This window comes from Metabacillus sp. 113a (assembly GCF_050107635.1).
Classification (GTDB): Bacteria; Bacillota; Bacilli; order Bacillales; family Bacillaceae; genus Metabacillus_B.
In genome coordinates this window covers 346,172-370,443 of the sequence record NZ_JBNILJ010000003.1, presented here as the reverse complement: position 1 = coordinate 370,443, position 24,272 = coordinate 346,172, and the positions used below count along the sequence as shown (strand labels likewise).

Here is a 24,272-nt window from a genome sequence, read left to right as displayed (position 1 = left end):
TATTTCAATATGTCAGCATTTGAATGGGTTGCAGAACGCAACTATGAAGACATTCTTTATGAAACGTACAATGGAATCGCGAAAATTACCATCAACCGTCCGGAAGTACATAATGCATTCCGTCCTAAAACGGTAACTGAGCTAATTGACGCTTTTGCTTATGCAAGAGATGATTCAAACATTGGAGTCATCATTCTTACAGGGGCGGGAGAAAAGGCTTTTTGTTCAGGCGGAGACCAGAAGGTACGCGGCCACGGCGGATATGTAGGTGAGGATCAAATTCCACGCCTGAACGTTCTCGATTTGCAAAGGCTGATCCGTGTAACTCCAAAGCCGGTTATCGCAATGGTAGCAGGGTATGCAATTGGCGGCGGACACGTCCTTCATATCGTCTGCGATTTAACGATTGCGGCGGAAAACGCGGTATTTGGCCAAACAGGTCCAAAGGTTGGAAGCTTTGACGCCGGTTACGGTTCAGGCTATCTTGCCCGCATCGTCGGTCATAAAAAAGCACGGGAAATTTGGTACCTGTGCCGCCAATACGGTGCTCAGGAAGCAATGGATATGGGTCTGGTCAACACGGTAGTGCCTCTTGAACAGCTTGAAAAAGAAACCGTTCAATGGTGCGAAGAAATTCTCGAAAAAAGCCCGACAGCGATCCGTTTCCTTAAAGCTGCATTCAATGCCGATACAGACGGCCTTGCAGGAATTCAGCAATTTGCCGGGGACGCCACTCTTTTATATTACACAACGGATGAAGCGAAGGAAGGAAGAGATGCATTTAAAGACAAACGCAGCCCTGACTTCAAGCAATTCCCCCGTTTTCCTTAAACAGAAGTTTAGCAGGCAGCCAATCGGGGCTGCCTGTCTTTGTATACCGCAAGAGAAGGAGGAAAACGTATGACTGATCTGGCGATTATTCCAAACTGGCTAATGCAGCGGGCTTATCTGACGCCGGAACGCATAGGCCTGGAAACAAAGGAGAATGCATTAACCTTTAAAGAAATGCATGAGATGGCGCTAAAGAGAGCCGGAGCACTAATGAGCTTTGGAGTGAAAAAAGGGGACCGGGTAGCCATTCTAATGAAAAACAGCAGTGAAATGGTTCATATGATTCATGCTGTCTTTTACTGCGGAGGAGCAGCTGTTTTGCTTAATACACGCCTCTCAGCAAGCGAAATGCACTACCAAATCAAAGACTCCGGGGCTGCCCTTCTGATAACAGGTGCAGAATTTTCCGGACAGGTCCAAGAAATGGACATTAAAACATTTACTGCAGTACAGGCTGAACCAATCTTCCGGCTGCCAGTGGAATTTGAAACAGAATTTGATCTTGCTGAAACAGCCGTCATCATGTACACGTCAGGTACAACCGGTAAACCTAAAGGGGTTATGCAAACCTTTGGCAACCATTACTGGAGCGCTGTCGGATCCGCTTTGAATTTGGGCTTGCATACAGAAGATAAATGGCTGGCAGCTGTACCCCTCTTTCACATCAGCGGCCTGTCGATTCTTTTTAGAAGTGTAATCTACGGAATAACGGTTCAGCTGCACGAACAATTCGACGCGAAAACCGTCAATCAATCGATTTTAAAGGAAAAGGTAAGCATCGTATCTGCAGTAAGCACCATGCTTGCTGCACTTGTACAGGATTTGAACGGCGGCACCTATCCTGAAACATTCAGATGCATGCTTTTAGGCGGAGGTCCGGCACCCGCATCCTTGCTATCCCGCTGTAAGGATAAAAACATCCCTGTATTCCAGACATACGGGATGACAGAAACCTCTTCCCAATTTGCGACTTTGCCGCCTGAATATGCCCTTCAAAAGTCAGGATCTGCCGGAAAGCCTCTTTTTCCATGCCGCATTAAAGTGGTGGATGGGTCCGGAGATGAAGCCGGTGTGAATGTGCCAGGTGAAATTATGGTGAAAGGACCAAATGTCATGAAGGGGTATTGGAACAATGAAGAGGCCACCCGGAAGGCTATGCATCAAGGTTGGCTAAAGACGGGAGACATTGGCAGGATCGATGAAGAAGGGTTCCTGTTCATGATGGACAGGCGCTCCGATCTCATCATTTCCGGAGGAGAGAACATCTATCCTGCTGAAATCGAATCTGTGCTTCAAGAACACCCTTTAGTGCTCGAAGCAGGTGTCACCGGAGTGGCTGACGACAGATGGGGACAAGTTCCGCATGCTTATGTTGCAGTCTCTCAGGACATTTCTGGAAATGAATTACTTCAATTCTGTTCAGAGCGGCTTGCAAAATATAAAGTCCCAAAGAAAATCATCTTTACGGACGCGCTGCCAAGAAACGCATCCCGCAAACTCCAAAGACATCTGCTGAAGGGGAAGGAGCTATGATTCGTTTAAAAAAAGTTACCCTCCATCTAACCGAAATGCAGCTCGTAAAGCCCTTTGAATCGAGTATCGGAAAAGTGGAAAACCGGGAGAGCATCCTGGTGGAGGCAGAAGACGAGGACGGTACGGTCGGATGGGGAGAGGGTGTTGCTTTCTCATCACCATGGTATACAGAAGAAACCGTACGGACAAGTCTGCACATGCTCAGTGAGTTTTTGATTCCTATAAGTTTTGGCCGGCACTATCAGCATCCGGAAGATACAGCCTCTTCTTTTTCAGGTCTAAAGAGAAACAGGATGGCCAAGGCATCCATTGAAATGGCGATGTGGGATTTGTATGGAAAGCAGCAGGGCAGGTCCTTATCAAGCCTGCTGGGAGGAGTACGAAAGTCGGTTGATGCAGGAATCGTTGTTGGACTTGCTCCCCTGCCTGAAATGCTGGAAGCGATTGAGCAGGCTCTTGCTTCAGGGTATAAACGATTGAAAATAAAGATCAAGCCCGGTCATGATTATCAGCTTATAAAGCAAATCCGCCGCTATTATCCGGATGTATCATTGATGGCAGATGCCAATTCAGCCTACACGCTCGATCAGGCGGAACAATTAAAGGCTCTGGATGAATTCGGACTGATGATGATCGAACAGCCGCTTGCAGCAGACGATATCGTGGACCATGCCGTTCTTCAGCAGATGCTTCAAACTCCGATTTGCCTTGATGAAAGCATTGAATCTGCAGAGGATGCCCGGAAGGCCATAAAACTGGGAAGCTGTAAAGTGATCAACATTAAGCCTGGAAGAGTAGGGGGCTTAACCGAAACAAAAAAAATTCATGATCTATGTGCTGCGAATGGGATTCCCGTTTGGTGCGGAGGAATGCTTGAAACCGGTATTTCGAGAGCGCATAATATCGCTGCAGCGTCCCTTTCAAACTTTACGATTCCGGGAGACATCTCAGCCTCTTCAAGATACTGGAAAGAAGATCTTATTTACCCGGAGGTCACCATTCACAACGGTAAGGTGGCAGTTCCTGAAGGACCTGGAATAGGATTTGATATTGACCGGGGAAAATTAAAGAAATACACAAAACAGCGTTTTATATTTAAAAAATAGCCTCCTGCCTGGAGGTTTTATTTTTTTTCTAAGATAAATACGAAAACTTACCCGGGAAAAGGCATAACCGTCTTTTGCCCGTTAACTGCCTGCTAATTTATACTGGCAGAGAAAGGAGGAATGAACCCATAATGATCACTGGCCCAGAATCATCAGCAAACGATCCGCATGAAAGAAAAATTTTTATAGCCCATCTGCTGCTCAAACACTGTGTTTCCCACGAAACCATCCAAAAACTTACGGATCTTCCGGAAAATGAAATGGAGATTCTCATCCAAAAGCACACTTCAAACTAATTCAAACTCCCTTTGCGCTCATCCATTTACATCAGCTGAATCAGCTGGTGTTTTTTTGTATGGAGGAACAGCAGATCTGCTGGCGGGGGAAATAAAGAATCCTTGTCCTTGTCGAACTTTCACCGTTGACAACTATATTATACATGAGTTAAAGTTTTGCGTGAGGGCAATATTTTTAAACTTATGTTAATTTTATTCTTTGGACTAACACTGTGGTACTTTTCTATAAAATCCACATAGATTAAAAGAGTCCAGTAAAGAGGCTGCTTACGAACATCAACTTCATTAAGGGGGAATTGGTAAAATGAAAAGATTATGGATTGCAGCAGTAGTTATCGTGTTTGGACTCCTTTCAGCTTGTTCGAGTTCAGCTGGAACTCAGGAAAACGGAAAGCTTAAGGTGACAACAACGATTGCCCAGCTTGAGGATTTGGTGAAAAATGTGGCAGGAGATAAAGTGCAGGTTGATTCTTTGATGGGTCCGGGAGTAGACCCCCACTTGTATAAAGCATCCCAGGGGGACATCCAAAAGCTGAACCAGGCGGATATGATCATGTATAACGGTCTTCATCTGGAAGGGAAGATGGGAGAGGTTTTTGAAAAGGTTTCGAAAACCAAGCCGGTAATCCCTGTTGCAGAGTCCATTGATGCTGAGAGAATTTTAAAGGTGGAGGGCAGTGCTAATGCTCATGATCCGCATGTCTGGTTCAGCATTCCGAATTGGATTCAAGTGACGGATAAAGTTGAGGCTGAACTTAGCAAGGAAATGCCTGAGCATAAAGACGAGTTTAAGAAAAACGCAGAAGCTTATAAGAAAAAGCTCGAGGAAATGGATGCTTACGCGAGAGAACAGATTGCCGCCATCCCCGAAGAAAGCAGGGTGCTTGTAACGGCTCATGATGCATTCCAGTATTTTGGAGAGGAATATGGGCTGGAGGTTATGGGGCTTCAGGGACTAAGTACAGATTCTGAATATGGGCTAAAGGATGTGCAGAAGCTTGTCGGCGTGCTTTCGGAACGAAACATTAAGGCAGTATTTGTGGAAAGCAGCATATCCGAGAAATCCATTAATGCCGTTGTTCAGGGTTCCAGGGAAAAAGGACATGAGGTAGAAATTGGCGGAGAGCTTTATTCCGATGCGATGGGCAAGAAAGGAACGGAGGAAGGAACGTATCTGGGGATGTTTAAGCATAATGTTGATGCGATTGTATCTTCTTTAAAATAGAGATATTGCGATCTGGAGCGGCAGGCTCCAAACATCCATTAAATCTGGGAGGGCATATAGTTGAATCCGGTTAAAATTGAAAATTTGACAGTCGCATATCATAAAAAACCTGTTCTTCAGGAAGTGTCCTTTGAAGTGCCAAAAGGAAAACTAATTGGAATTATCGGGCCGAATGGGGCTGGAAAATCAACATTGATTAAAGCGATCTTAGGATTGATTCCGGCTGCGTCCGGACAGGTTGAAATTTATGGAAAAGAATACAGCAAGCAGCGGAAGCTTGTAGGATATGTCCCGCAAAGAGGTTCGGTGGATTGGGATTTCCCGACGAATGCTCTGGATGTGGTACTGATGGGGCGGTATGGTCATGTCGGATGGTTTAAACGGCCTGGAAAGAAGGATGTAGATCTTGCAAAAGAAAGCCTGGATAAAGTAGGCATGCTTGATTATGCAGACAGACAGATCAGCCAGTTATCCGGGGGGCAGCAGCAGCGTGTATTCCTGGCCAGGGCTCTTGCGCAGGATGCAGATGTGTACTTTATGGATGAACCGTTTGTCGGTGTTGATGCAGCAACTGAGAAAGCCATCATTGCTCTGCTGAACGACTTGAAAAACAGAGGGAAAACGGTACTTGTCGTCCATCATGACTTGCAGACGGTGGATGAGTATTTTGACTGGGTGCTGCTGCTCAATATGAGAAAGATCGCATATGGTCCGACTGATAAAACGTTTACGGTAGAGAATCTGCAAAAAACGTATGGCGGACGACTTGCTTTTTTAAAGGATAAATCCGCTCCTGCAGCAGTTCATGAAGTCAGGGGTGCTGAGCATGTTGAATGAATTGCTTTATCAGCTTCAGGACCCGAATACACAATGGGTACTTTTCGGGACGCTTCTGCTTGGAACGGCAAGCGGTGTACTCGGAAGCTTCGCTCTATTGCGTAAACAGAGCTTAATAGGGGATGCAATGGCTCATGCTGCTCTCCCGGGTGTATGCATTGCCTTTCTTCTCTATGGCCAAAAGTCTCTGCTTTGGTTCCTGGCTGGTGCAGCCATTGCCGGCCTGATTGCTACCTGGATGATCCAGACGATCGTACGTCACTCCAGAATCAAGGAAGACTCTGCATTGGGTCTTGTGCTTTCTGTATTTTTCGGCTTCGGAATTGTGCTTCTTACGTATATTCAGCAAGGGTCATCCGGGAGCCAGAGCGGTCTTGATGACTTTATTTTCGGGCAGGCTGCATCGATGGTTGGAGAAGACGTCCGGCTGATTTCCATTGCTTCTGCTACCCTTCTCCTTTTGACGTTTCTATTCTTTAAAGAATTTAAACTGCTTACGTTCGATCCGCAATTTGCTAAAGGCGCGGGTCTGCCGGTCTCTTTTCTAAATGGGCTCTTAATGACCCTGATTGTAAGTGCGGTCGTGATTGGCTTGCAGACGGTGGGCGTCGTGCTGATGGCAGCCATGCTGATTACCCCTTCTATAGCTGCACGGTATTGGACCGAAAAACTGCATGTTATGACGGTCTTGTCCGGTGTTATTGGAGGTATCTCAGGCATTGCCGGAACATTTTTGAGCACGATAACGGAAGGGATGCCAACTGGACCGCTTATTATTATGGCGGCAACCTTCCTGTTCCTTGTTTCTCTAATTTTCGCTCCAAAGCGCGGATTGATTTCTATTCTTTACAAAAAGCTTAAGGTAAGAAAGGCGACAGCCATGGAGCACGTTCTATTATCCTTGTATGATTTAATGGAAAAAGCTGAATTAAGCAATAAGGAAGCTCAGTTTACCAAGGAGGACCTGGTAAAAAAACGGCCGGTTTCTTCTGGCCTGCTTGAAGCCGTCTTAAACGATTTCGAAAAGAAAGAATGGGTTATACAGCAGGGGGATGCATGGAAGCTGACTGAGCAGGGACTCGGTGTAGCCTATGATTTAGTATTAAACCAGCGCATGTATGAGATGTATTTAATGCATGAAATGGAACTGGCGAACGTCCAGCTGTTAAATAAAGAGGATGTAGACGCCGGCGATTTATCCGGTGAGTTAAAAGCAAGGTTATCCATCCTGTTAAACAAACATAAGCGTATGCCATCTTTATTGCCAGGTAAGGCTCGAGTCCATGCGAAGCAGGGAGGTCTTGTTCAATGAGCTATGAAGCCTGGATCTTGATAACGGGGTCTCTTGTTGGAATCACCTGTTCGATGATCGGCTGTTTTCTTGTTTTGCGTAAAATGGCAATGCTTGCTGATGCCATCAGCCATACCGTGCTGCTTGGAATCGTGGGCGCGTATTTTGTAACAGGATTTATTGATGGCCCTGCTATGCTTATAGGAGCAGCAATTGTTGGGCTGCTTACTGCGTTTCTTGTCCAGCTGTTAAACGGAAAAGGAGTGCAATCCGATGCTTCGATTGGTGTGGTGTTCACTTCGCTGTTTGCTGTTGGGGTCATCTTGCTCTCCGTTTACGGCGGCAATGTTCACCTGGATGTGCAGCATGCACTGATGGGGGATATTACCTTTGTTCCCTGGGACCTCTTTGAATGGAACGGCATGAATCTCGGTCCTTCCGCCGTTTGGATGCTTGGTTTTGTATTTGTTCTGAACCTGCTGATTATTTTCTTTTGCTATAAAGAATTTAAGATCACTTCGTTTGATCCGCAAATGGCGGCTGCCATAGGAATTCCTGTCCTGGTCATTCATTATCTGCAAATGGGAATGCTCTCGATTACAACGGTGGCATCCTTTGACAGTGTAGGGGCGATCCTTGTCGTGGCCATGATCATTGTACCGGCTTCCACGGCCTACCTGCTGACGGAAAAGCTATTGAATATGCTGGTGATCAGCTCGGTGATTGGAGCAGCCTCCGCTATTATCGGCTATTATGCAGCCCTCGCCATGAACGTTTCGATAGCAGGGGCGATGGCTGTTATGACTGGCATCTTCTTTGCCCTTGCCTTTATCTTTTCGCCTTCCCACGGCCTGCTTACGAAAAGGCAAAACCAAAGAAGGCTTGGGAAAAACAAAAAGGCCGCTGCGTAACATGGCTGAAAGGATCTGGCAGGGGTGTAAAGGCTTTGCCCCGATTGGCCAGTTAAGCTTGTTCGATCCGTCCGTTCTAAGCCCGCTCCACATTTGTGCATGCCTGTCAGCCTACCTGATGTTTCACGATGAAAACCCCCGGAGCGCCGGGGGTTTTCAATTTCAAGTCTTTTCTTAATTAAAGACTCTGCGGCTTAAAGGTTTTGCAGTCGGTCTCTTCGCTTCTGCTTGCATGCTTGCCTGTGTGGCTCACCACGTATATAGCATCAGCTGTACAGTTGTTCCCCTGGCCCCAATACGTGCAGTTGTTTACTTCACATTGTACTTTCTGATCCGCCATTTTGATTCCTCCTTCGGTTTCTTTTTATTTTTAACTGGGCTCTGTCACTTCATACTTGGTTTCATGATTCATTTTTATTGGCTGTTTTAGGGTTTTTCATGAAAAGATTCCAAAAGAAGATAAAACCTGGAAAGAGAATGGCAAATCCCACAATGTAACTTATAAACAACGCCCGAAATGTGTTAGGGTGTGTAAATCCGGCATCCAATGTAATATCCGGATAGATCATATAAGGCAGATGCGCGTTGCCATAGGCATAGCTGGCAAGAAAATACTGAAGGAGGACAGCTACCATGGCCACCCGGGGTCTGCCGAGTGTATGCCGGTTTTTGGCGGGGATAAAAAGGGCAGCTCCCGCAACTAAAAACATGACGACAGAACCTATCAGTGCAGGCATGTATTCCATCATATTTGTATAAATCCAGCTGGCTTCTGTGCGGAGAGTCACCATGATCAGGAAGGCCATAACAAGTGAGATGGGTCCGGTAATCAATGCATCTCTTCTGTATACCTCATAGGCTTTTTCCTCTCCTGCAAGGTTCCTGGAATAATCAGCAAGCAACAGGGATGAAAGAAACAATGTACTGCTGATCGCAAAGCCGATAAACGCAAGTACATTTGGGCTTGTCAAAACGGTTCCAAGCTGAAGCTGATGGGCTCCGTCCACTACTTTAATGTATTTCCCGTGGGTAATCGGGAGGATGGAAATCAGCAAAGCCGGTATGATAAAACCAGAAATACCTGAAATATAGGTAAGAGCCCGTTCGTAATCCTTTGCTATATGCGAAAAGACGAGGAAACCGCTTCGAATGGCCAAAAGCAGCAGGATCAGGCTTCCCGGAATTAAAAGAACAGTCCCTAAAATAAATGCTGCTCCAGGGAAAAAGCTGAATACCGCTACAACGATTGCTACGATAAATACATTCGTTACTTCCCAAGTCGGGCTTAAATATCGGTTTGCAATATTGGTCGCTTTTGTTTTGGACTGATTCAGATAAATCATAGACCAAAATCCAGCACCGAAATCCATGGTCCCCATGACCGCGTAGATAAAGATAAACCCCCATAAGACGGTTATTGCGAGCAAAGCATCAGCGGATACGCCCATTTATGTGCAGCCTCCTTGTATAAGCACCTCAGTAAACATCTACACCATTTCCTTTATCAGAATCTCCCCGGGCTGCGGCCTCCAGATCCTTTTCAACAGGATTCCGCTTAAAGTAGTAAAGCAGGACAAGAAGAACAGCAGCGCCTAATATGGCATATACAATCGTAAATGCGAAAAACAGCGTTCCAATTTGTCCGGATTTTGTCACGACCTCTGATGTTCGCAGAAGGCGGTAGATGACCCAAGGCTGACGGCCTGTACAGGCAAATATCCATCCGAATTCAATCGAGAGGAGAGATAGAGGCCCGGCCGGAACACATATCCATAAAAACCATTTAGGAAAAGGTTTTTTGACAAATCGTTTCCACACCAGCCCGAAAAGGGAGACTCCGATTAAGGCACTTCCAATCAAAACCATGGCGTTGAAAAGCGTGTGGACGAAAAGCGGCGGCCAATAATCCTCAGGAAAATCATTTAACCCCTTTACCTCAGTGTCAAAGCTGTTGCCCGAGAGGAAACTGAGGGCCCACGGGATCTCTATCCCATATTTAACTTCCTGTGTTTCCCGGTCCGTAAAGCCTCCGATGGTCAGGCCGGCATACTTTTGGGTTTCAAACAGCCCTTCCGCTGCTGCCAGCTTTTCAGGCTGATACTCGTGGAGCATTTGAGCTGATTCATGGCCGTTAATGGCCGTCAAAAAGGAAGTAATAAGACCAATCAGCAGGCTCATGATAAAGGCTTTGCGGTGAAACGCAAACAACCGGTCGTTTTTCCGGTTTTTCAGCATCTTAAATGCAGCAATCGTTGTGATCATAAAGGCTCCGGTCATGAATGCCGAAAAAGCAACGTGGGCAGCCGAGACGAGAAAGCTTGGATTAAAAAAAGCAGCCCACGGATCGACATCGACAATCTCACCGTTTTGAATCCGAAAGCCAGCCGGTGTTCCTTCAAATGCGTGGACATTTGTAATCAGGACCGCTGAGGCGGTAGCGCCAAGAAAGATAAAAAACACACTTAATATTCTGGTTTTAGGGCCAATTTTATCGTAGGCATATACATAAATCGACATAAACAGTGCTTCAATAAAAAAAGCATAAATCTCAATCTGAAATGGAAGGGACATGACCTTGCCGATGACCTCCATAAATCCAGGCCATAAAAGAGAGAGCTGAACACCGGCAATGGTCCCGGTAGGAATCGCCACTCCAAGCAGCACTGCCTGACCCTTTGTCCACCGCTTAGCCATAATGGAATAATCAATGTCTTTTGTTCGCTGAAACATAATCTCAGCAAACAGGATCATTAATGGGAGTCCGACACCAAGCGTAGCAAAGATAATGTGAAATCCCATCGTTGTACCGAAAAGGGATCTGGCAAACACTAAATCCGTCATGAAAAAATCCGCCTTTCCTTCTAATTTCCTTTCCTTATTATCCGCTTTTTACCAAACGTTATTCCTTAAAAAGTTTTGAAATCCGGAACGGGCAGAATCTGCTGAAAAACGGCAAAGGGTTAGGCCGATATCTAAAGTGGAGAAAAATAAAAAGCACCCGGTATAACCGGATGCTAATTTTTTTAACGGATCAATCCCCGCTGGAATGCATAGTTCGCTAACTGAACTCTGTTTTCCAAATGAAGTTTCCCTAGTATATTTTTGAGGTGGCTTTTAACCGTATGCTCTGAAATAAATAATGCTTCGGATACGTCTTTATTGGACATACCTTTAGCTACCAGCTGAAGCACCTCTAATTCTCTAGAAGACAATGGAGTGAGATGCTGGTTCATCTCGGGTTCTGACTGTGGGAATTCCTTTAGGATCCGAAAAGCAATTTCTTTGGACATCGGCACTTCATCCAGTGCAAACGCTCTAAGATATTCATACCAATCCTGGGATTGTATGTTTTTTAACAAGTATCCCTGAGCTCCCTGTTTTAAGGCATCAAATAAGTCGGTTACATCATCTGAAACGGTGATCATGACAATTTTGACATAAGGGAATTTTATTTTTATCCGCTTTGTTGCCTCAAGGCCATCCATCTCAGGCATTTGGATATCCATGAGAATAATATCGGGCATTAATTCTTCCGTAAGAGCAATAGCTTCTTTACCGTTTTGCGCTTCTCCAACAATAACAAAATCGCTGTATTCCTCTAATATAATCCGAATTCCTTCTCTAGCATGACTGTGGTCGTCTACAACCAATATTCGAAAGGGCTGCATTGGCTAGTTCACCTTCTTTAGCTTAAATAAAGTTTCCTCATTGATTCGATCGATGGAAAAGACCCAATTCATTTCCCTGGCTCGGCTTTCAATAATCTGCAGTCCATATCCTTTAGCGGTATTGATATCCTGTTGAGGTCCAATGCCGTTATCCCGGATTACACAAGTCCATCCGCCTGCGGATTCCGAGCCATTTATCCAAACCTCACTTGTTTCCGCATGTTTGATTACGTTTGTAACGGCTTCTTTAATACAAGCAAACAATTCGATCTTTTCTTTGGCTGAAAGCGTATCGTCTGAAATCCCCCACTTGAAATGGACTTTCATGGATTGGTTTTTTTCGAGCTCCGACAAATAAAGGTGAATGGTTTCTTTCCAGCTGAACATATCGGGGTCTGGAAGCTGTTTAAGATTTTCAATGGCTTGCCGGGTGTCCTCATATATTTTTTTTAATGTCTGTTTCGCTTCGAGGAACTCAGGGTTCGTTTCAACAGATGATTTTTTGCCTGCTTTATTCAGTTTGACTGAAAGTAAAAATAAGGACTGGGCTACGCCATCGTGCAGCTCTCTCGCCAGGTTTTCCCTCTCGATGAGTGCGGCTTTCCTTGCTTTTTCAAACTTTAACTCTTCCTGAATCCCTTCAAGCATTGAAAATAGCTTTAATAAAAAGATTATAGTAATGGCAAACACAATAACGGGAGTAAGAATATTTCCCATGTCCATTGATAGATAGGGCAGCAGAAATGCATGTCTGATATACTCCCATAAGCCGATGGTGACGGTTGGAAGAATAAGAATCAGCCACTTAATTTGTTTATAAGTCAAATTCTCACCTTTTTCCGCAAAGATACTTATATTTTATCATTTTGTTCAAGATTTAGCGGTTAACTTCAAAATAATCACTCTTTAGAGTCATTGCTGCTATGGACAGCTTGTCTATAATGGGAGTCGGATAAGCAGTTTACCCATAAGCTCTTTTAAAGGAGGACGGCGAATGAACAGAACAGTTCTTGGGGCTTTTTGCATCCTCCTGCTATTAACAGCAGCAGCTTGCTCGGATGCAAAGGATTCACATGAAAATCATAAGCATCACCATTCAAAAGCAAATGGTAAAGTGGATATTTCCTGAGCTGGGAAAGTCTGCTGATAGACTATGTAAGGTTTTTCCGTTACAGCTTAAGTACAGCTTAGGTATCACAGTATGAATTGTCTGGGCAAGTATCATTCTGCCGCTAGTGGGAATATTCATTCCTGCTGTTTTTCAAATCGAACGGTTTATCATTAAAAGGGAATAAACGATTACATGCTTAGTTAACTGACATCCTGGCAAATTACAAAAGGAGATGCTTACATTGAAAAAAATAATAATGCTATTACTAATTGCGCTGATGGTAAATAATCAGCAGGCAAGCGCCCATTCGAAGCTTGAGAGTTCATCCCCAAAAGCAGGGGAGACCGTTACAGGCCCGCTTTCTGAAATAACCCTTAAATTTAATACGGAAATTGAAGAATCAAGTACATTTACATTTCTTTATGAAGGTGAGAAGGACATCCCTGTGGAGAATATCAGTATTGAGGGGGATACACTAAGCGGAACTGTACCTGAGAATCTGGAGAATGGTTCCTATAGCGTGAATTGGGATATCGTTGGTGCAGATACTCATGTCATAAAAGACTCGTTGAGTTTTACTGTACAAAGAGAGGAAGCTGCTGACGAAGAAAGAGAACAAACCCCTGAGGAGAAAGAACCGAAGGAAGAGACAGCCCCACCTGATGACGAGGAGCTGCAGAAAGGAGAAAGCACCGAGAAGGAAACTTCTTCTGATAATGAACAAGGTCAGTCCTCCTTCCTGCTGCCAATTATAGGAGGTATCCTTGTTCTTGCCGTGATTGTAATTGCAATCAGCATGAGAAAGAAAAAATAGGATAATAAAAAAGCATCCGGCAAAAGCCCGATGCTTTTTTTAAAATGTATTGGTAATTTATCATCAAATGCTCTCAAAAAAAAATTAAAATTAGGGCTGCCTGGTTTCTGTAAAGGTCTCATGTCTTTCCTATTCATTCACTATGCTTCATGCTTCAAGATGATTATCCTGCTGCATATAAAGATCAGTAGCTATTAACCAAGGACCTCAGGTATGAAGCACCTGAGCAGATGAGCCTGCAAAATTGACAGCCATAAGCGTCTTTGATATAATTTAAATCGTAAACGTTACGTTTTGCCTTGAAAGGAGAATGCTAAATGAAACCCAATATCCATCCAAATTATCAAAAAGTCGTCTATATGGACGTTAATAGCGGATTTAAATTTTTGAGCGGTTCAACAAAAGGCTCCAGCGAAACAGTCGAATGGGAGGATGGCAACATCTACCCTTTGATTAAAATGGAAACGACCGCAGATACCCATCCGTTCTATACGGGCAGACAGAAGTTTGCAGATAAAGGCGGCCGGGCTGAGCGCTTCAGGAAGAAATACAATATGAAGAGTGAAGCAGAGTAAGAGGCTCACAGTAATCAAAAGCACACTTCCCGAACAGGAAGTGTGCTTTTTGATTATTAGTTTACTCCCACCTGGCTCCATGCGCTTGCGACACTGTTGTATGTGCTGCTGCCGCTGCCGTACAAATCAGCCGCTGATTGCAGGAGAGCTGCACGGGCAGCGCTGAAGCTGCTTGTCGGGGTAAGGTATCTCGTCAGAGCACGGTAGTAAATTTTCTCAGATGCCGATTTTCCAATGGATTGAACGGTGTAGTAAAATGCTTTGTTCGGAATGCCGCTGTTTGTATGAACGCCCCCGTTATCAGAAGAAGTGTAGACATAATCACTGAAGTGGCTTGGCTGGCCGTATGCTTCAGGATTAGACAGGCTGCGCAGTGCGTCTCCGCTTCGATTAGGAGTATAAACATCTTCTCCGAGAAGGAAGTCAGGATCCAGGAAATAGCCGAACACATCAGACATGGATTCGTTCAGTGCCCCTGATTGATTCTGATACTGCAGGTTCGCCGTTCTCTCTGTTACAGCATGAGTAAGTTCATGGGCTACCACATCAAGTGCTCCGGACAGAGCACGGAAAGTTGTTCCATCTCCATCTCCATATACCATTTGGGAGCCATTCCAGAATGCGTTGTTATAGCGGTTTCCGTAGTGAACGGTAGAACGAATGGTTCCTCCTGCATTATCATAACTGTTGCGGCCATGAGTGTTTTTATAATAGTCGAAGGTTTTTCCGGCATAGAAGTGGGCGTCGACATCAGCTCGCTGGTTGGTAGCCGTAAACGCGTTATTGCTGTCTACTGAATAGTAGCCGGGAAGACTGGAGCCGTTATTTGCAGTAAACGTTTCGACAAGTGCTGTCTTCGTTGTGTCATAAAGATAGTACGTATTGTTGGAGAAATAAGTTTTCAGCGACTTTGAGTCTCCGAGCACTCCCGTTCCTGTTCCGGTCGTAGCAGCATCTGTGACCGCGTTATAGGAATCAATGACCTTTCCGGTTTTAGCATCCACATAGATTTGCCAGTTCGCTCCGTAAGGCTTAATGAACTGAAGCTGTACTTTGTGGGCTAAGTGAAAATGTCCGTTCTTTTTGTAAAGGAGGAGCTCGCTTTTTTCCACTGTGTTTTCAGCGCTTTTTTTCTTTACAGGTCCAGGCTGTATTTTCTGTCCAGCAATCTCTGTATCCTTTTTTTCGAGTTTTACAGACTTCCAAGCCAGCTGAATGGCTTTGCTGGTTGAAATCTTTGCTTTAGTTGATTTAACTTGAGCTTTAATATTTTCGTGAAGGGAACCATTGGCAGCAACGACGTTGCCGTTCTTGTCAGCATGAACAATATAAACAGCCCCATCAACAGGCACACCATTTACAGATTGGACATATTTATAATGAGTCATTCCCAGCTCATCTGTTTCGCTGCTTACAAGAGTCAGTTCATTGGCAGGATCGATTATTCCTGCTTTATGCTGCTTAAGAAAGTTTCTGGCTTCTGCTTCTTTTGTAACCTTGGCAGCTGACAATTTTCCAGAGCTGAAGGAAGGACTTCCTTTGTCTTTTAACCATTGCTGCTGAACGAGCTGTGCTTTTTCCTGAAGTGCCTTTTCCTTTGGGGCGGATTGTGCAGAGGCGGAAGGCAAAGCGGAGCTGAATGTTAAAGCGGTACCAATCACTATTGCAGCAAACTTTTTGTTCAAATGAATTCCCCTCTCAAAATATAAAATTGAGTATTACAAATAGAATCGTAGCACCATTTGAGAGAAAATACATTGAAAAATTTTCTAAAAATTCAAAATGATCACTGTGACTCATATAAAGCAATAATTACTAGGAAATACGATGCAAACGGAAGATCACCTAACATAGGTAAAATTTTGAAGTGGGAAAATAACGAAATTTTAACTAAGATTAATGGGGCTAACAGGGCGGTTGCAGCGATAATCCTTCTCATTTATACTCCGGACTATACCAACGCTAAAATTTACTAGAATAATAATTGTGTATGAAATAGTTGTAATAGAAGGGATTAGCACAAATCGGCAAATGGTAATAGCCCTATCCAACCTAATAAAACCAATCATTTTTTTCGACATCTTGCAAGGGAGAGCCATATGCGGAATTGCGGTGAACCGCAGAAATATTGAGACGATAGCCCCAATGGCCAATGTTTACCAATAAAAAAACGCCGGGAATCGGCGTTTTTCACTATTGAAGGGCAGTTTTCAGAGTGTCCAGATTTTTCCTCATTAAGCTGAAATAATCCTCATTGTTTTTCTTGTCTTTATCTGTAATGGATTCAAGATTGCTGATTGTCAGAGGTTCGGCTCCGATTTCGTTCTGTACGATTTTAGAGATTTTGCTGCTGACGTTATTTTCGAAAATTACATGCTGGATGTTGTGTGCTTTAGCTTCTTCAATAATGGTGCTGATTTGTTTTTGGGACGGTTCCTGTGTAGGGGAAAGGCCCATTACGCTTATTTGTTCAATATCGTATCGATCCTGCCAGTACCCGTAAGCTGCATGAGAAACAAGAATTTCTTTTTTTGCCGTATCGGCTAGAGTGGTTTGAAATTCCTTATCCAGCTTTTCTAATTCAGATTTTAGAGAAGCGAAGTTTTTCTCATACGTCTCTTTATGTTCAGGGTCTTTTTTAATAAGAGCATCTTTGATGGTTTCTCCCATTTCAATGGAACGCCTAGGATCAAGCCATAAATGGGGATCCTGGTCACCATGGCTATGGCCCTCTTCAGAATGAGCTTCTTCTTCATGGCTGTGGCCCTCTTCAGAATGAGCTTCCTCTTCATGGCTGTGGCCCTCTTCAGAATGAGCTTCTTCTTCGTGGCTGTGGCCCTCTTCGGAATGAGCTTCTTCTTCGTGGCTATGCTCCTCTTCAGTATGGGCTTCTTCCTCATGGGAATGGGATTTTGCCTCAATAAGGCTGATGCCTTCTGCTGCTTTTACGATTTCGGTGTTTTCATTTTTTAACGTTTCGGCTACTTTATCAGCAAATCCTTCAATTCCTGCACCTGTATAAATAAATGCATCACTTTCAGCAATTTTAACCATTGTTTTTGTCGTTGGTTCAAAGGAATGAGCGTCAGCATTCGGTGGATAGACACTTTCCACTTCTACCAAATCACCGCCGATTTTCTTTGTGAAATCCTCAATCGGGAAGATTGTTGTGAAGACTTTCAATTTATCATTACTTCCTTGAGTTGAATCTTCTCCGGCTGAGCATCCAGCGAGGAATGCTGCTCCAGCAAGCATCAAACTTAAGGCAAAAGCTAACTTTTTCATTGTTTTCTCCTCTCAGGTTATCATCTTCAGTCATTATATCGTAAAGATTACGATTTGAGAACTGTTAATTTTTCATGAATTGCCAGAGATCCCTTCAATGACTAAAAAAAAAGATAGTTTATACTACCCTTTTGGGAAAATCAGCCCTCTGTAATAAACTCGGGTAAAGGATCATCAAATTTTGTCCAATCGGAGTGCATTTCCTTCTCTGTCAAAAGACATGTGTCCAGTGTTTTAGCCAATTTTTCCGGGTTCATTTTAATTCCGATAAATACTAATTCGGTCAATCGATCTCCAAAATTCTCAACCCATCTGTTAAAAAGCGCTGGATCCTCAGTCAGGACCTGCTGTTTTTCTTCCTCTGGATATTCTGCAACCCATTCTCCTGCTCCCTGGATCATAAGAGATTTTCCTGCCTGGGATAGCAGCCCAGCCGTTGTATTGCGTGAAGCAAGCCAGAAAAAACCCTTCGCTCTTACGATTTCAACAGGCCATTCTTCAAGCCAGTTCATCAGCCTTGTTGGATGAAAAGGCTTATTTCTTCTGTAAACCATTGAGGAAATGCCGTATTCCTCGGTTTCCGGGGTATGATCCCCGTTCAATTCCTTTATCCAGCCAGCTTGCTGGCTGGCTTCTTCAAAATGGAATCGTCCGGTGTCTATTACTTCAGAAAGCGGTACACGGCTAAAGCTGGAAGGAATAACTTTGGCTCCGGGATTCAATTTTTGCAAAAGACTGGATAGTTCCATTTGCTCTTCTTTTCCTAACTGATCCGTTTTATTCAATATTACGACATTTGCAAATTCCATCTGGTCAATCAAAAGATCAATTATCTCTCTGTCATCTGATTCATCCGTGCCTTGCTCCCGGTCAAGCAGGCTTTCTCCTGATGCATAGTCATCCCAAAAACGGCTTCCGTCTACAACGGTTACCATCGTATCCAGCCTGCAATCCTCTGAAAGATCAATACCAGTTTCCTCATCAAAATATGAAAAAGTCTGGGCCACGGGAACAGGCTCGCTAATTCCAGAGGATTCAATTACAATGTAATCGATCTCTCCATCCCGTACCAGCTTTTTTACTTCAATAAGGAGATCTTCTCTCAGCGTACAGCATATACACCCGTTCTTCATTTCAACAAGTTTTTCATCCGTCCGGGTAAACCCTCCTTTCTTTATCAAACTGGCGTCTATATTGATCTCGGCCATATCATTGACAATGACAGCAATCTTTTTGCCTTCAAGGTTTTGAAGAATATGTTTTAAAAGAGTGGTCTTCCCTGAACCAAGATATCCGCTTATGACTGTAACAGGAATTAAGTTCATTATTCATAGCTCCCAGCGTTTAAATAGTAATCGTTACGATTTGTTAAATATCATACTTCACAGGGGCATATCATGCAAGGGGTATGCTATATTATAAGAAACTGCAAATAAAGGAGACGGGAATCTTGAAGCTTTTAGATCAAATTTTAGAGCATAATCACACTTTCGTTGAAACAGAAAAATACAAGGAATTTCAAACGAGCAAGTTTCCGGATAAAAAAATGGTCATCCTTACATGTATGGATACAAGGCTGGTCGAACTGCTTCCTCAAGCGATGAATTTTAAAAACGGTGATGTAAAGATCGTCAAAAGTGCAGGTGCAGTTGTGGCCCACCCCTTTGGCGGCATCATGAGAAGTCTGCTAGTTGCCGTCTATGAGCTCGGGGCAGATGAAATCTGTGTAGTCGGACATCATGACTGCGGAATGAGCAAGCTGGATGCCGGTTCATTTTTGGGAAAAGCAGAGGCAAGAGGGGTATCAGCAGAGAAAATTGATATGCTGCGATACTCTGGTGTACACCTGGAGGAATGGCTGAAGGGATTTGAAAAAGTAGAGGACAGTGTCACTCACAGCGTAGAAGCGATAAAAAATCACCCGCTGCTTCCGGAAGGTGTACCGGTTCACGGGCTGGTTATTGATCCGGGAACAGGAAAACTGGATGAAGTAATTAATGGCTATGCTTCTGCTTCTTCTCAGGGACCGGATCAAACCCGCCAGGATGCATAGGATTGCAGCGCAGAATCCTCATAATGGTCATCCAGCTGCCTTTAATGGCTCCATGCTTTTGAATGGCCTCCAATCCATAATTGGAGCAGGTAGGATAAAAACGGCATGAAGGCGGAGTGAGCGGGGAGATAAATTTTTGATAAAAACGGATGAAGCTTAAAAAAAGGTTTTTCATTTTGAACCCTCCTGTTATATGTAATAAATTTAAGCGAATCCGAATAAAAAAGCAAAAGAAACTGTTTCGGCCAAAAGGCCAATAATATTGATGGTTTTAATCGGAATTGTTACAATATAGTCAGTAAATCATAGAGGAGTGAGAGATAATGCCTTCAGTAGAAAGTTTTGAGCTTGATCATAATGCCGTAAAAGCTCCATATGTAAGACATTGCGGCGTTCATAAAGTCGGATCGGACGGTTTGGTTAATAAATTCGATATCCGTTTCTGTCAGCCTAATAAACAGGCAATGAAGCCGGATACCATCCATACACTCGAGCACCTTCTGGCGTTTAATATCCGTGATCATGCGGAAAAATATGACCACTTCGATATTATTGACATTTCCCCAATGGGCTGCCAAACCGGATATTATCTTGTGGTAAGCGGTGAGCCAGCCGTTACAGAAATCATTGATTTGCTTGAGGATACCCTAAAAGCTGCAATGGATACAGAAGAGATTCCGGCTGCAAACGAAAAGCAGTGCGGACAGGCAAAGCTCCATGATTTAAGCGGAGCCAAGCGCTTAATGAAATTCTGGCTGGACCAGGATAAAAAAGAGCTAGAAAAGGTTTTTGGGTAATCCGGCTGACAGCATTGTGCTGTCAGTTTTTTTTTATATGATATAGAAACCGCTTACAAGGTCCTTTATAATAGAAGAAAATGGATTTAAGGAAGTGATGCCTTGAAGAAGCTAACTTATTTTTTTGCAATTGCGGCGGCCGTTATTTTTTTTACAGGCTGTCAGGGAGGCAAAGCGTCAGATGTTCCTGAAATGGTGGAAGTTGAGATTATGATTCCTGAGAAGATGGAAGCAGGAGAATCCCATGAACTTAAGGTAAGGGTCACACAAGGTGGGGATATCGTACAGGATGCGAGCATCGTGGAATTTGAAATCTGGGAGTCCGGGTCAAAAGAAGATAGTGAAATGATTAAGGCGCCGCATGACGGGAAAGGGATTTATAAAATCGATAAAACGTTTGACCACGATGGTACATATTATGTGCAAACTCATGTGACAGCTAAAGACATGCATGTTATGCCCAAAGCGTCGTTTACAATTGGACAGGCAGCAGAACATGAGGAAGAGCAGACAGAATCAGAACACCATCACCATCATTGACTCCGCATTTGCGGGGTTTTTCTTTTTCTGCGCTGGCTGAAATTTTAATTGTCCCTTACATTCTGCAATATGACGATTTAGATTCTTTCCTTTGCTTGATAAGATCTAGGGAATATGTTTTAATAATAAAACGTAATTATTACGATTTAAAAACAGGAGGAAAGATCTGCTATGGCGAAAAAATCAAAAGTAGTGAAAGAAAAGAAACGGGAAGCAATGGTGGCTAAGTATGCAGAGATCAGAAAAGAGCTGAAGGAAAAAGGAGACACCGAGGGTCTGCGCAAGCTGCCGAGAGACTCTTCACCTTCCAGGCTGCACAACCGCTGCGAGTTGACAGGAAGGCCAAGGGGATACATGAGAAAATTCGATATGTCGAGGATTGCCTTCCGTGAGCTCGCCCATAAAGGCCAGATTCCGGGTGTTAAAAAAGCCAGCTGGTAAGGAGAGGAAGCATTGGATGAATGAACACGTAATGGAGATTCTCGTCCGCACCATTGTTGCGTCACTTCCAGAGAAAGAAAAGGATGTCTATCAATATATTGTAAGGACTGAAGACGAGCTTGCACGGCAAAGTCACACAAAGGAAGAGTTTATGGGCCTTCTGACTCGCTATTCACCGCATCATCAGGCTGCGGCTCATTTCAACATGAGCATAGAGGATACTCTTAAACTGATGCATATGATTGAGGATAAAATAACGGAGCGGATGGAAGAAAAGAGCCAATCCTATAAATGGATTGATTATTCCGATTTGGAGAATACTCCTTCAAAACTGCAGTTTCTCTGCTGGATATAAAAGCCGTTCCAAATGGATAGATGAAAAACGGGAACTCTATGGGGAACGGAACATGGAAAAAAGTGCTCAGAGCTAACTATGCTCTGAGCACTTTTTAATAGAGGCTGACCCGCTTCGCGTTAAAAAGGCAGGAGACTGGCATTGCACCTGTCCATGTTTTTACTGCCCTACTAATGCTTCCACACCTTCCCTAACGGTCAATCATATATAAGTTTCCTCGTCTGTTTAACATAGTAAAGCTCCATCTATCTCCCCGGCAATTTCTTTTAGTTACTCGAAATAATTCTCTCTGCTGCCTGCCTTGCACCGGCTATGTTTCTTGAGATAGGACCAATTTCAAGCTCAGCAAGCGCGCCCATGACATAGAGGGAGGGAGCCCATTCGAGCTTCTCTGTGACGATCGGAAAGCCGCATTCTGCGCATGGGAGGTTTTCATTCTTTATTAACGGAGCCAGTAAATCCGCTCCTGGAATTTTGTTCTCAAAGCCAGTAGCGAACAATATTGTCCCTGCCTGAACGGAAGGTTCCTGATCAAAAAAGCTAATCCTGTATAAGTGGCTGTTCACTTTATCGATAGAAGAAGGATTTCCGTAAGCAACGCTTAGTTTCTTTTCCGCTTCGAGCCGGCGCAGCTTCAGTGAGAGTTCTCTTGACATCGAGCCCTTGTGTCTCGCCTCTTTAATTTTTCTGCGGCGCTCTGAATAGCAGCGGATTTTTCGGAAAGGGGCTTGGTTTTTTTCCCCGATCCAGGCTGGATCACTGTCGAAATCCATGATCCGGTGCTTATGCCGGATGATTTGATGAATGTTCCCCGGGTAAAGCCCGGCAAGCTTAATTAGGAGGTGGGCTGCGGTAATCCCTCCGCCAATCACTGTAATGGGACCCTTTAGTTGATGGAGAGGGGGCAGATGATCGTTAAAGATGTGATACACCTGCTCTGTGCAGCTACAGGCATAGTCTTCAGCCCATTTCGGCAGTGCGGGCTGTTCTCCAATCCCAATAGCCAGAATCACATTTTTAGAGTCATAAAACTGACCGGATTCGACAGTGATTCGCCATTTTTGGCCATCACGGACAATTGACTTCGCCCGATCTTGAATCCAGCTGGATTGCAGTCCGGCTGATTCAATTAGCTGATCAGAATGCTCATTAAATAAATTTAACGCAGGCCTCTTGTAGCGGCCGTAGAATAAACCGGAGCTCTCCTTTTCTTTAGCGTATTTCAGCAGTCCAAATGGATCGCACTCTAGGTGATGAACAGATGGAGACCTGAGAAAGGGCATGGAAATGAGCGATGTGCATTTTTTCCAATGGGCGAGCGGTTCAGAATTAGGGTCAATAATCCGGATGTCCTCTACTGAGGCTTTCCTGCTTTCAATTAAAAACGACGCGGCTGCAATTCCCTGAATACCGCCTCCAATAATCGTCCATTCTAGCATACTATCTTCCTCCTGAAATAAAACGAAATTATTACGATTTATATTAACGGATTCTATTCCGTTTTTCAACAATCCTTGTTAAACTGTATATGCTCAATCATATCCGGTGGACAATGCTCATATCATTTATCTAAGAACTGCTTTAGGAGATTAATAGAATGAACCTACAAAAAAAATCATGGATAAGAGATTTAGCTTCGTATATTTTAATTGCAATTTTTCTTTACTTATTCCTGTTTGCGGATGTGCATATGGATACATGGAATATTCCATCCTATATGCTCACGATCAATACGATTTTTCTAAGCATTATCCTTGAAGCTATCCCGTTTATTATTCTCGGAGTATTTGTTTCCGCCCTGATTCAAGTTTTTGTGTCCGAGGAAACCGTACAGCGGCTAATCCCGAAAAACCCACTGCTGGCTCTTTTTCCCGCTTCCTTGCTCGGCATTATTTTTCCAGTCTGCGAGTGTGCCATTGTGCCCGTTGTCAGAAGGCTGATTAAAAAAGGGATGCCGCTGCACACAGGGATGGTCTTTCTGGCGGCCGGGCCTGTATTGAATCCTGTTGTATTTGCTTCTACCTATTACGCATTTCAATCCAACCCTCAAATTGCTTATGGAAGAATGGGACTGGCATTCATATCAGCCCTGCTGATAGGGCTCATTATTTATTTGGTGTTCAGGAACTCAGATCAGCTTAAAAGGTCAGTCCCTGCTGCTGATGAGCATGGGGATCATTCAGAAGTAGAACCAAGCAGATTTAAAGCAACTCTATATCATGCAGCCGACGAGTTTTTTGATATGGGAAAATATTTAATCTTCGGAGCTGCGATTGCAAGTTTATTTCAGACCTTCCTTGACCGGTCTGTTTTGGAGTCAATCGGTTCCAATGACTTGCAGTCTCCGGTAATTATGATGGCATTTGCCTATATCCTTTCCTTATGCTCCGAAGCAGATGCCTTCGTGGCCGCTTCCTTCGGCGGAATGTTCTCTGCAGGAGCCATTCTCTCGTTTCTAGTTTACGGACCCATGATTGATTTGAAAAATACAATCATGCTCCTTGCTTATTTTCGCACAAAGTTTGTATTCGTCCTGTTGCTGGTCATTACAGCGGTCGTGTATGGAGTTATTTTAATTTATCAAGTATTGATGGTTTAAGGAG

27 protein-coding genes are annotated in these 24,272 nt (G+C 43.9%); 17 read left to right on the top strand and 10 right to left on the bottom strand.

Going from position 1 to position 24,272, the window contains the following annotated elements:
• Nucleotides 1–9 precede the first annotated feature (9 nt).
• The 8 genes from menB to ACQCVE_RS08030 all read left to right on the top strand — a co-directional run bounded on the left by menB (nt 10) and on the right by ACQCVE_RS08030 (nt 8,030).
• Nucleotides 10–831 carry a 1,4-dihydroxy-2-naphthoyl-CoA synthase gene (menB, locus tag ACQCVE_RS08065; protein WP_426843392.1) on the top strand — a complete coding sequence of 274 codons (822 nt, stop codon included), beginning with the start codon at nt 10–12 and terminating at the stop codon, nt 829–831.
• Nucleotides 832–900: 69 nt separating this feature from the next.
• Entirely contained in the window at nt 901–2,364 is a 1,464-nt protein-coding gene (locus ACQCVE_RS08060; protein ID WP_426843393.1) for an o-succinylbenzoate--CoA ligase, read from the top strand.
• The gene (gene menC, locus ACQCVE_RS08055; RefSeq protein ID WP_426843792.1) at nt 2,364–3,470 is read left to right on the top strand and encodes an o-succinylbenzoate synthase; all 1,107 of its coding nucleotides are present in this window, start codon (nt 2,364–2,366) and stop codon (nt 3,468–3,470) included. Before ACQCVE_RS08060 ends, menC begins: the two co-directional genes overlap by 1 nt.
• Nucleotides 3,471–3,601: 131 nt before the next feature.
• The gene (locus ACQCVE_RS08050; RefSeq protein WP_426843394.1) at nt 3,602–3,766 is read left to right on the top strand and encodes a hypothetical protein; all 165 of its coding nucleotides are present in this window, start codon (nt 3,602–3,604) and stop codon (nt 3,764–3,766) included.
• A 304-nt stretch (nt 3,767–4,070) separates the two neighbouring features.
• Nucleotides 4,071–4,991 (top strand): metal ABC transporter solute-binding protein, Zn/Mn family, encoded by a 921-nt coding sequence (locus ACQCVE_RS08045; protein ID WP_426843395.1) that lies wholly within the window; start codon nt 4,071–4,073, stop codon nt 4,989–4,991.
• Between the two features lie 60 nt (nt 4,992–5,051).
• Nucleotides 5,052–5,828: a metal ABC transporter ATP-binding protein gene (locus ACQCVE_RS08040; RefSeq protein WP_426843396.1), complete on the top strand. Its 777-nt coding sequence runs from the start codon at nt 5,052–5,054 to the stop codon at nt 5,826–5,828.
• Nucleotides 5,818–7,140 (top strand): iron chelate uptake ABC transporter family permease subunit, encoded by a 1,323-nt coding sequence (locus tag ACQCVE_RS08035; protein ID WP_426843397.1) that lies wholly within the window; start codon nt 5,818–5,820, stop codon nt 7,138–7,140. Before ACQCVE_RS08040 ends, ACQCVE_RS08035 begins: the two co-directional genes overlap by 11 nt.
• Nucleotides 7,137–8,030, top strand: a complete 894-nt coding sequence (locus ACQCVE_RS08030; RefSeq protein WP_426843398.1) for a metal ABC transporter permease — start codon at nt 7,137–7,139, stop codon at nt 8,028–8,030. The genes ACQCVE_RS08035 and ACQCVE_RS08030 overlap by 4 nt, the downstream gene beginning before the upstream one ends.
• Before the next feature lie 178 nt (nt 8,031–8,208).
• Here ACQCVE_RS08030 and ACQCVE_RS08025 read toward each other — a convergent pair whose 3' ends face one another.
• From ACQCVE_RS08025 to ACQCVE_RS08005, 5 genes are all read right to left on the bottom strand, one after another.
• Nucleotides 8,209–8,370 (bottom strand): DUF1540 domain-containing protein, encoded by a 162-nt coding sequence (locus ACQCVE_RS08025; RefSeq protein WP_426843399.1) that lies wholly within the window; start codon nt 8,368–8,370, stop codon nt 8,209–8,211.
• A gap of 61 nt (nt 8,371–8,431) precedes the next feature.
• Nucleotides 8,432–9,478: a cytochrome d ubiquinol oxidase subunit II gene (locus ACQCVE_RS08020; RefSeq protein WP_426843400.1), complete on the bottom strand. Its 1,047-nt coding sequence runs from the start codon at nt 9,476–9,478 to the stop codon at nt 8,432–8,434.
• Between the two features lie 28 nt (nt 9,479–9,506).
• A complete protein-coding gene (locus ACQCVE_RS08015) occupies nt 9,507–10,871 on the bottom strand; it encodes a cytochrome ubiquinol oxidase subunit I (protein ID WP_426843401.1) in 1,365 nt (454 codons plus the stop codon).
• Between the two features lie 182 nt (nt 10,872–11,053).
• On the bottom strand, nt 11,054–11,698 hold the full coding sequence (locus ACQCVE_RS08010; protein ID WP_426843402.1) for a response regulator: 645 nt from the start codon (nt 11,696–11,698) through the stop codon (nt 11,054–11,056).
• A gap of 3 nt (nt 11,699–11,701) precedes the next feature.
• Nucleotides 11,702–12,523, bottom strand: coding sequence for a sensor histidine kinase (locus ACQCVE_RS08005; RefSeq protein ID WP_426843403.1), 822 nt, complete (start codon nt 12,521–12,523; stop codon nt 11,702–11,704).
• Nucleotides 12,524–12,692: 169 nt separating this feature from the next.
• Between ACQCVE_RS08005 and ACQCVE_RS08000 the strand changes: the two genes are divergently transcribed.
• The 3 genes from ACQCVE_RS08000 to ACQCVE_RS07990 all read left to right on the top strand — a co-directional run bounded on the left by ACQCVE_RS08000 (nt 12,693) and on the right by ACQCVE_RS07990 (nt 14,198).
• Nucleotides 12,693–12,827, top strand: a complete 135-nt coding sequence (locus tag ACQCVE_RS08000) for a hypothetical protein (protein WP_426843404.1) — start codon at nt 12,693–12,695, stop codon at nt 12,825–12,827.
• A gap of 223 nt (nt 12,828–13,050) precedes the next feature.
• Complete coding sequence (locus ACQCVE_RS07995) at nt 13,051–13,623, top strand: copper resistance CopC family protein (RefSeq protein ID WP_426843405.1); 573 nt, start codon at nt 13,051–13,053, stop codon at nt 13,621–13,623.
• A gap of 317 nt (nt 13,624–13,940) precedes the next feature.
• Nucleotides 13,941–14,198, top strand: a complete 258-nt coding sequence (locus ACQCVE_RS07990; RefSeq protein ID WP_426843406.1) for a type B 50S ribosomal protein L31 — start codon at nt 13,941–13,943, stop codon at nt 14,196–14,198.
• A gap of 56 nt (nt 14,199–14,254) precedes the next feature.
• Here ACQCVE_RS07990 and ACQCVE_RS07985 read toward each other — a convergent pair whose 3' ends face one another.
• The 3 genes from ACQCVE_RS07985 to ACQCVE_RS07975 all read right to left on the bottom strand — a co-directional run bounded on the left by ACQCVE_RS07985 (nt 14,255) and on the right by ACQCVE_RS07975 (nt 18,808).
• Nucleotides 14,255–15,883 carry a M4 family metallopeptidase gene (locus ACQCVE_RS07985; protein ID WP_426843407.1) on the bottom strand — a complete coding sequence of 543 codons (1,629 nt, stop codon included), beginning with the start codon at nt 15,881–15,883 and terminating at the stop codon, nt 14,255–14,257.
• A gap of 508 nt (nt 15,884–16,391) precedes the next feature.
• The gene (locus ACQCVE_RS07980) at nt 16,392–17,483 is read right to left on the bottom strand and encodes a metal ABC transporter solute-binding protein, Zn/Mn family (RefSeq protein WP_426862356.1); all 1,092 of its coding nucleotides are present in this window, start codon (nt 17,481–17,483) and stop codon (nt 16,392–16,394) included.
• A 140-nt stretch (nt 17,484–17,623) separates the two neighbouring features.
• Nucleotides 17,624–18,808 carry a GTP-binding protein gene (locus ACQCVE_RS07975; protein WP_426862354.1) on the bottom strand — a complete coding sequence of 395 codons (1,185 nt, stop codon included), beginning with the start codon at nt 18,806–18,808 and terminating at the stop codon, nt 17,624–17,626.
• Nucleotides 18,809–18,933: 125 nt separating this feature from the next.
• On the opposite strand from ACQCVE_RS07975, the gene ACQCVE_RS07970 reads away from it, so the two are divergent.
• On the top strand, nt 18,934–19,536 hold the full coding sequence (locus tag ACQCVE_RS07970; protein WP_426862352.1) for a beta-class carbonic anhydrase: 603 nt from the start codon (nt 18,934–18,936) through the stop codon (nt 19,534–19,536).
• On the opposite strand, the gene yidD is transcribed toward ACQCVE_RS07970, so the two are convergent.
• Nucleotides 19,478–19,711 carry a membrane protein insertion efficiency factor YidD gene (gene yidD, locus ACQCVE_RS07965; RefSeq protein ID WP_426843411.1) on the bottom strand — a complete coding sequence of 78 codons (234 nt, stop codon included), beginning with the start codon at nt 19,709–19,711 and terminating at the stop codon, nt 19,478–19,480. The two genes, ACQCVE_RS07970 and yidD, sit on opposite strands and share 59 nt — an antisense overlap.
• A 148-nt stretch (nt 19,712–19,859) precedes the next feature.
• Between yidD and ACQCVE_RS07960 the strand changes: the two genes are divergently transcribed.
• The 4 genes from ACQCVE_RS07960 to ACQCVE_RS07945 all read left to right on the top strand — a co-directional run bounded on the left by ACQCVE_RS07960 (nt 19,860) and on the right by ACQCVE_RS07945 (nt 21,669).
• Nucleotides 19,860–20,333, top strand: coding sequence for an S-ribosylhomocysteine lyase (locus ACQCVE_RS07960; protein WP_426843412.1), 474 nt, complete (start codon nt 19,860–19,862; stop codon nt 20,331–20,333).
• A 102-nt stretch (nt 20,334–20,435) separates the two neighbouring features.
• Nucleotides 20,436–20,873 carry a FixH family protein gene (locus tag ACQCVE_RS07955; RefSeq protein ID WP_426862351.1) on the top strand — a complete coding sequence of 146 codons (438 nt, stop codon included), beginning with the start codon at nt 20,436–20,438 and terminating at the stop codon, nt 20,871–20,873.
• Between the two features lie 171 nt (nt 20,874–21,044).
• Entirely contained in the window at nt 21,045–21,314 is a 270-nt protein-coding gene (gene rpsN, locus ACQCVE_RS07950) for a 30S ribosomal protein S14 (protein WP_426843414.1), read from the top strand.
• 16 nt (nt 21,315–21,330) lie between these two features.
• Nucleotides 21,331–21,669 (top strand): hypothetical protein, encoded by a 339-nt coding sequence (locus ACQCVE_RS07945; protein ID WP_426862350.1) that lies wholly within the window; start codon nt 21,331–21,333, stop codon nt 21,667–21,669.
• Between the two features lie 266 nt (nt 21,670–21,935).
• Here the strand turns inward: ACQCVE_RS07945 and ACQCVE_RS07940 are convergent, their stop codons facing one another.
• Entirely contained in the window at nt 21,936–23,108 is a 1,173-nt protein-coding gene (locus tag ACQCVE_RS07940; protein ID WP_426843416.1) for an FAD/NAD(P)-binding protein, read from the bottom strand.
• A 158-nt stretch (nt 23,109–23,266) separates the two neighbouring features.
• Here ACQCVE_RS07940 and ACQCVE_RS07935 point away from each other — a divergent pair, with 158 nt between their 5' ends.
• Nucleotides 23,267–24,268, top strand: a complete 1,002-nt coding sequence (locus tag ACQCVE_RS07935; protein WP_426843417.1) for a permease — start codon at nt 23,267–23,269, stop codon at nt 24,266–24,268.
• Nucleotides 24,269–24,272 lie beyond the last annotated feature (4 nt).

Excerpts from the sequence above, each read along its gene's own strand:
- ACQCVE_RS07935 (WP_426843417.1), top strand. The coding sequence starts at position 23,267 with ATGAACCTACAAAAAAAATCATGGATAAGAGATTTAGCTTCGTATATT.
- ACQCVE_RS08030 (WP_426843398.1), top strand. The coding sequence starts at position 7,137 with ATGAGCTATGAAGCCTGGATCTTGATAACGGGGTCTCTTGTTGGAATC.
- ACQCVE_RS08010 (WP_426843402.1), bottom strand. The coding sequence starts at position 11,698 with ATGCAGCCCTTTCGAATATTGGTTGTAGACGACCACAGTCATGCTAGA.
- ACQCVE_RS08025 (WP_426843399.1), bottom strand. The coding sequence starts at position 8,370 with ATGGCGGATCAGAAAGTACAATGTGAAGTAAACAACTGCACGTATTGG.
- ACQCVE_RS08060 (WP_426843393.1), top strand. The coding sequence starts at position 901 with ATGACTGATCTGGCGATTATTCCAAACTGGCTAATGCAGCGGGCTTAT.
- yidD (WP_426843411.1), bottom strand. The coding sequence starts at position 19,711 with ATGAAAAACCTTTTTTTAAGCTTCATCCGTTTTTATCAAAAATTTATC.
- ACQCVE_RS07945 (WP_426862350.1), top strand. The coding sequence starts at position 21,331 with ATGAATGAACACGTAATGGAGATTCTCGTCCGCACCATTGTTGCGTCA.
- rpsN (WP_426843414.1), top strand. The coding sequence starts at position 21,045 with ATGGCGAAAAAATCAAAAGTAGTGAAAGAAAAGAAACGGGAAGCAATG.
- ACQCVE_RS07990 (WP_426843406.1), top strand. The coding sequence starts at position 13,941 with ATGAAACCCAATATCCATCCAAATTATCAAAAAGTCGTCTATATGGAC.
- ACQCVE_RS07975 (WP_426862354.1), bottom strand. The coding sequence starts at position 18,808 with ATGAACTTAATTCCTGTTACAGTCATAAGCGGATATCTTGGTTCAGGG.
- ACQCVE_RS07960 (WP_426843412.1), top strand. The coding sequence starts at position 19,860 with ATGCCTTCAGTAGAAAGTTTTGAGCTTGATCATAATGCCGTAAAAGCT.
- ACQCVE_RS08020 (WP_426843400.1), bottom strand. The coding sequence starts at position 9,478 with ATGGGCGTATCCGCTGATGCTTTGCTCGCAATAACCGTCTTATGGGGG.
- ACQCVE_RS08015 (WP_426843401.1), bottom strand. The coding sequence starts at position 10,871 with ATGACGGATTTAGTGTTTGCCAGATCCCTTTTCGGTACAACGATGGGA.
- ACQCVE_RS08000 (WP_426843404.1), top strand. The coding sequence starts at position 12,693 with ATGAACAGAACAGTTCTTGGGGCTTTTTGCATCCTCCTGCTATTAACA.
- ACQCVE_RS07980 (WP_426862356.1), bottom strand. The coding sequence starts at position 17,483 with ATGAAAAAGTTAGCTTTTGCCTTAAGTTTGATGCTTGCTGGAGCAGCA.
- menB (WP_426843392.1), top strand. The coding sequence starts at position 10 with ATGTCAGCATTTGAATGGGTTGCAGAACGCAACTATGAAGACATTCTT.
- ACQCVE_RS08050 (WP_426843394.1), top strand. The coding sequence starts at position 3,602 with ATGATCACTGGCCCAGAATCATCAGCAAACGATCCGCATGAAAGAAAA.
- ACQCVE_RS08035 (WP_426843397.1), top strand. The coding sequence starts at position 5,818 with ATGTTGAATGAATTGCTTTATCAGCTTCAGGACCCGAATACACAATGG.
- ACQCVE_RS08045 (WP_426843395.1), top strand. The coding sequence starts at position 4,071 with ATGAAAAGATTATGGATTGCAGCAGTAGTTATCGTGTTTGGACTCCTT.
- ACQCVE_RS07940 (WP_426843416.1), bottom strand. The coding sequence starts at position 23,108 with ATGCTAGAATGGACGATTATTGGAGGCGGTATTCAGGGAATTGCAGCC.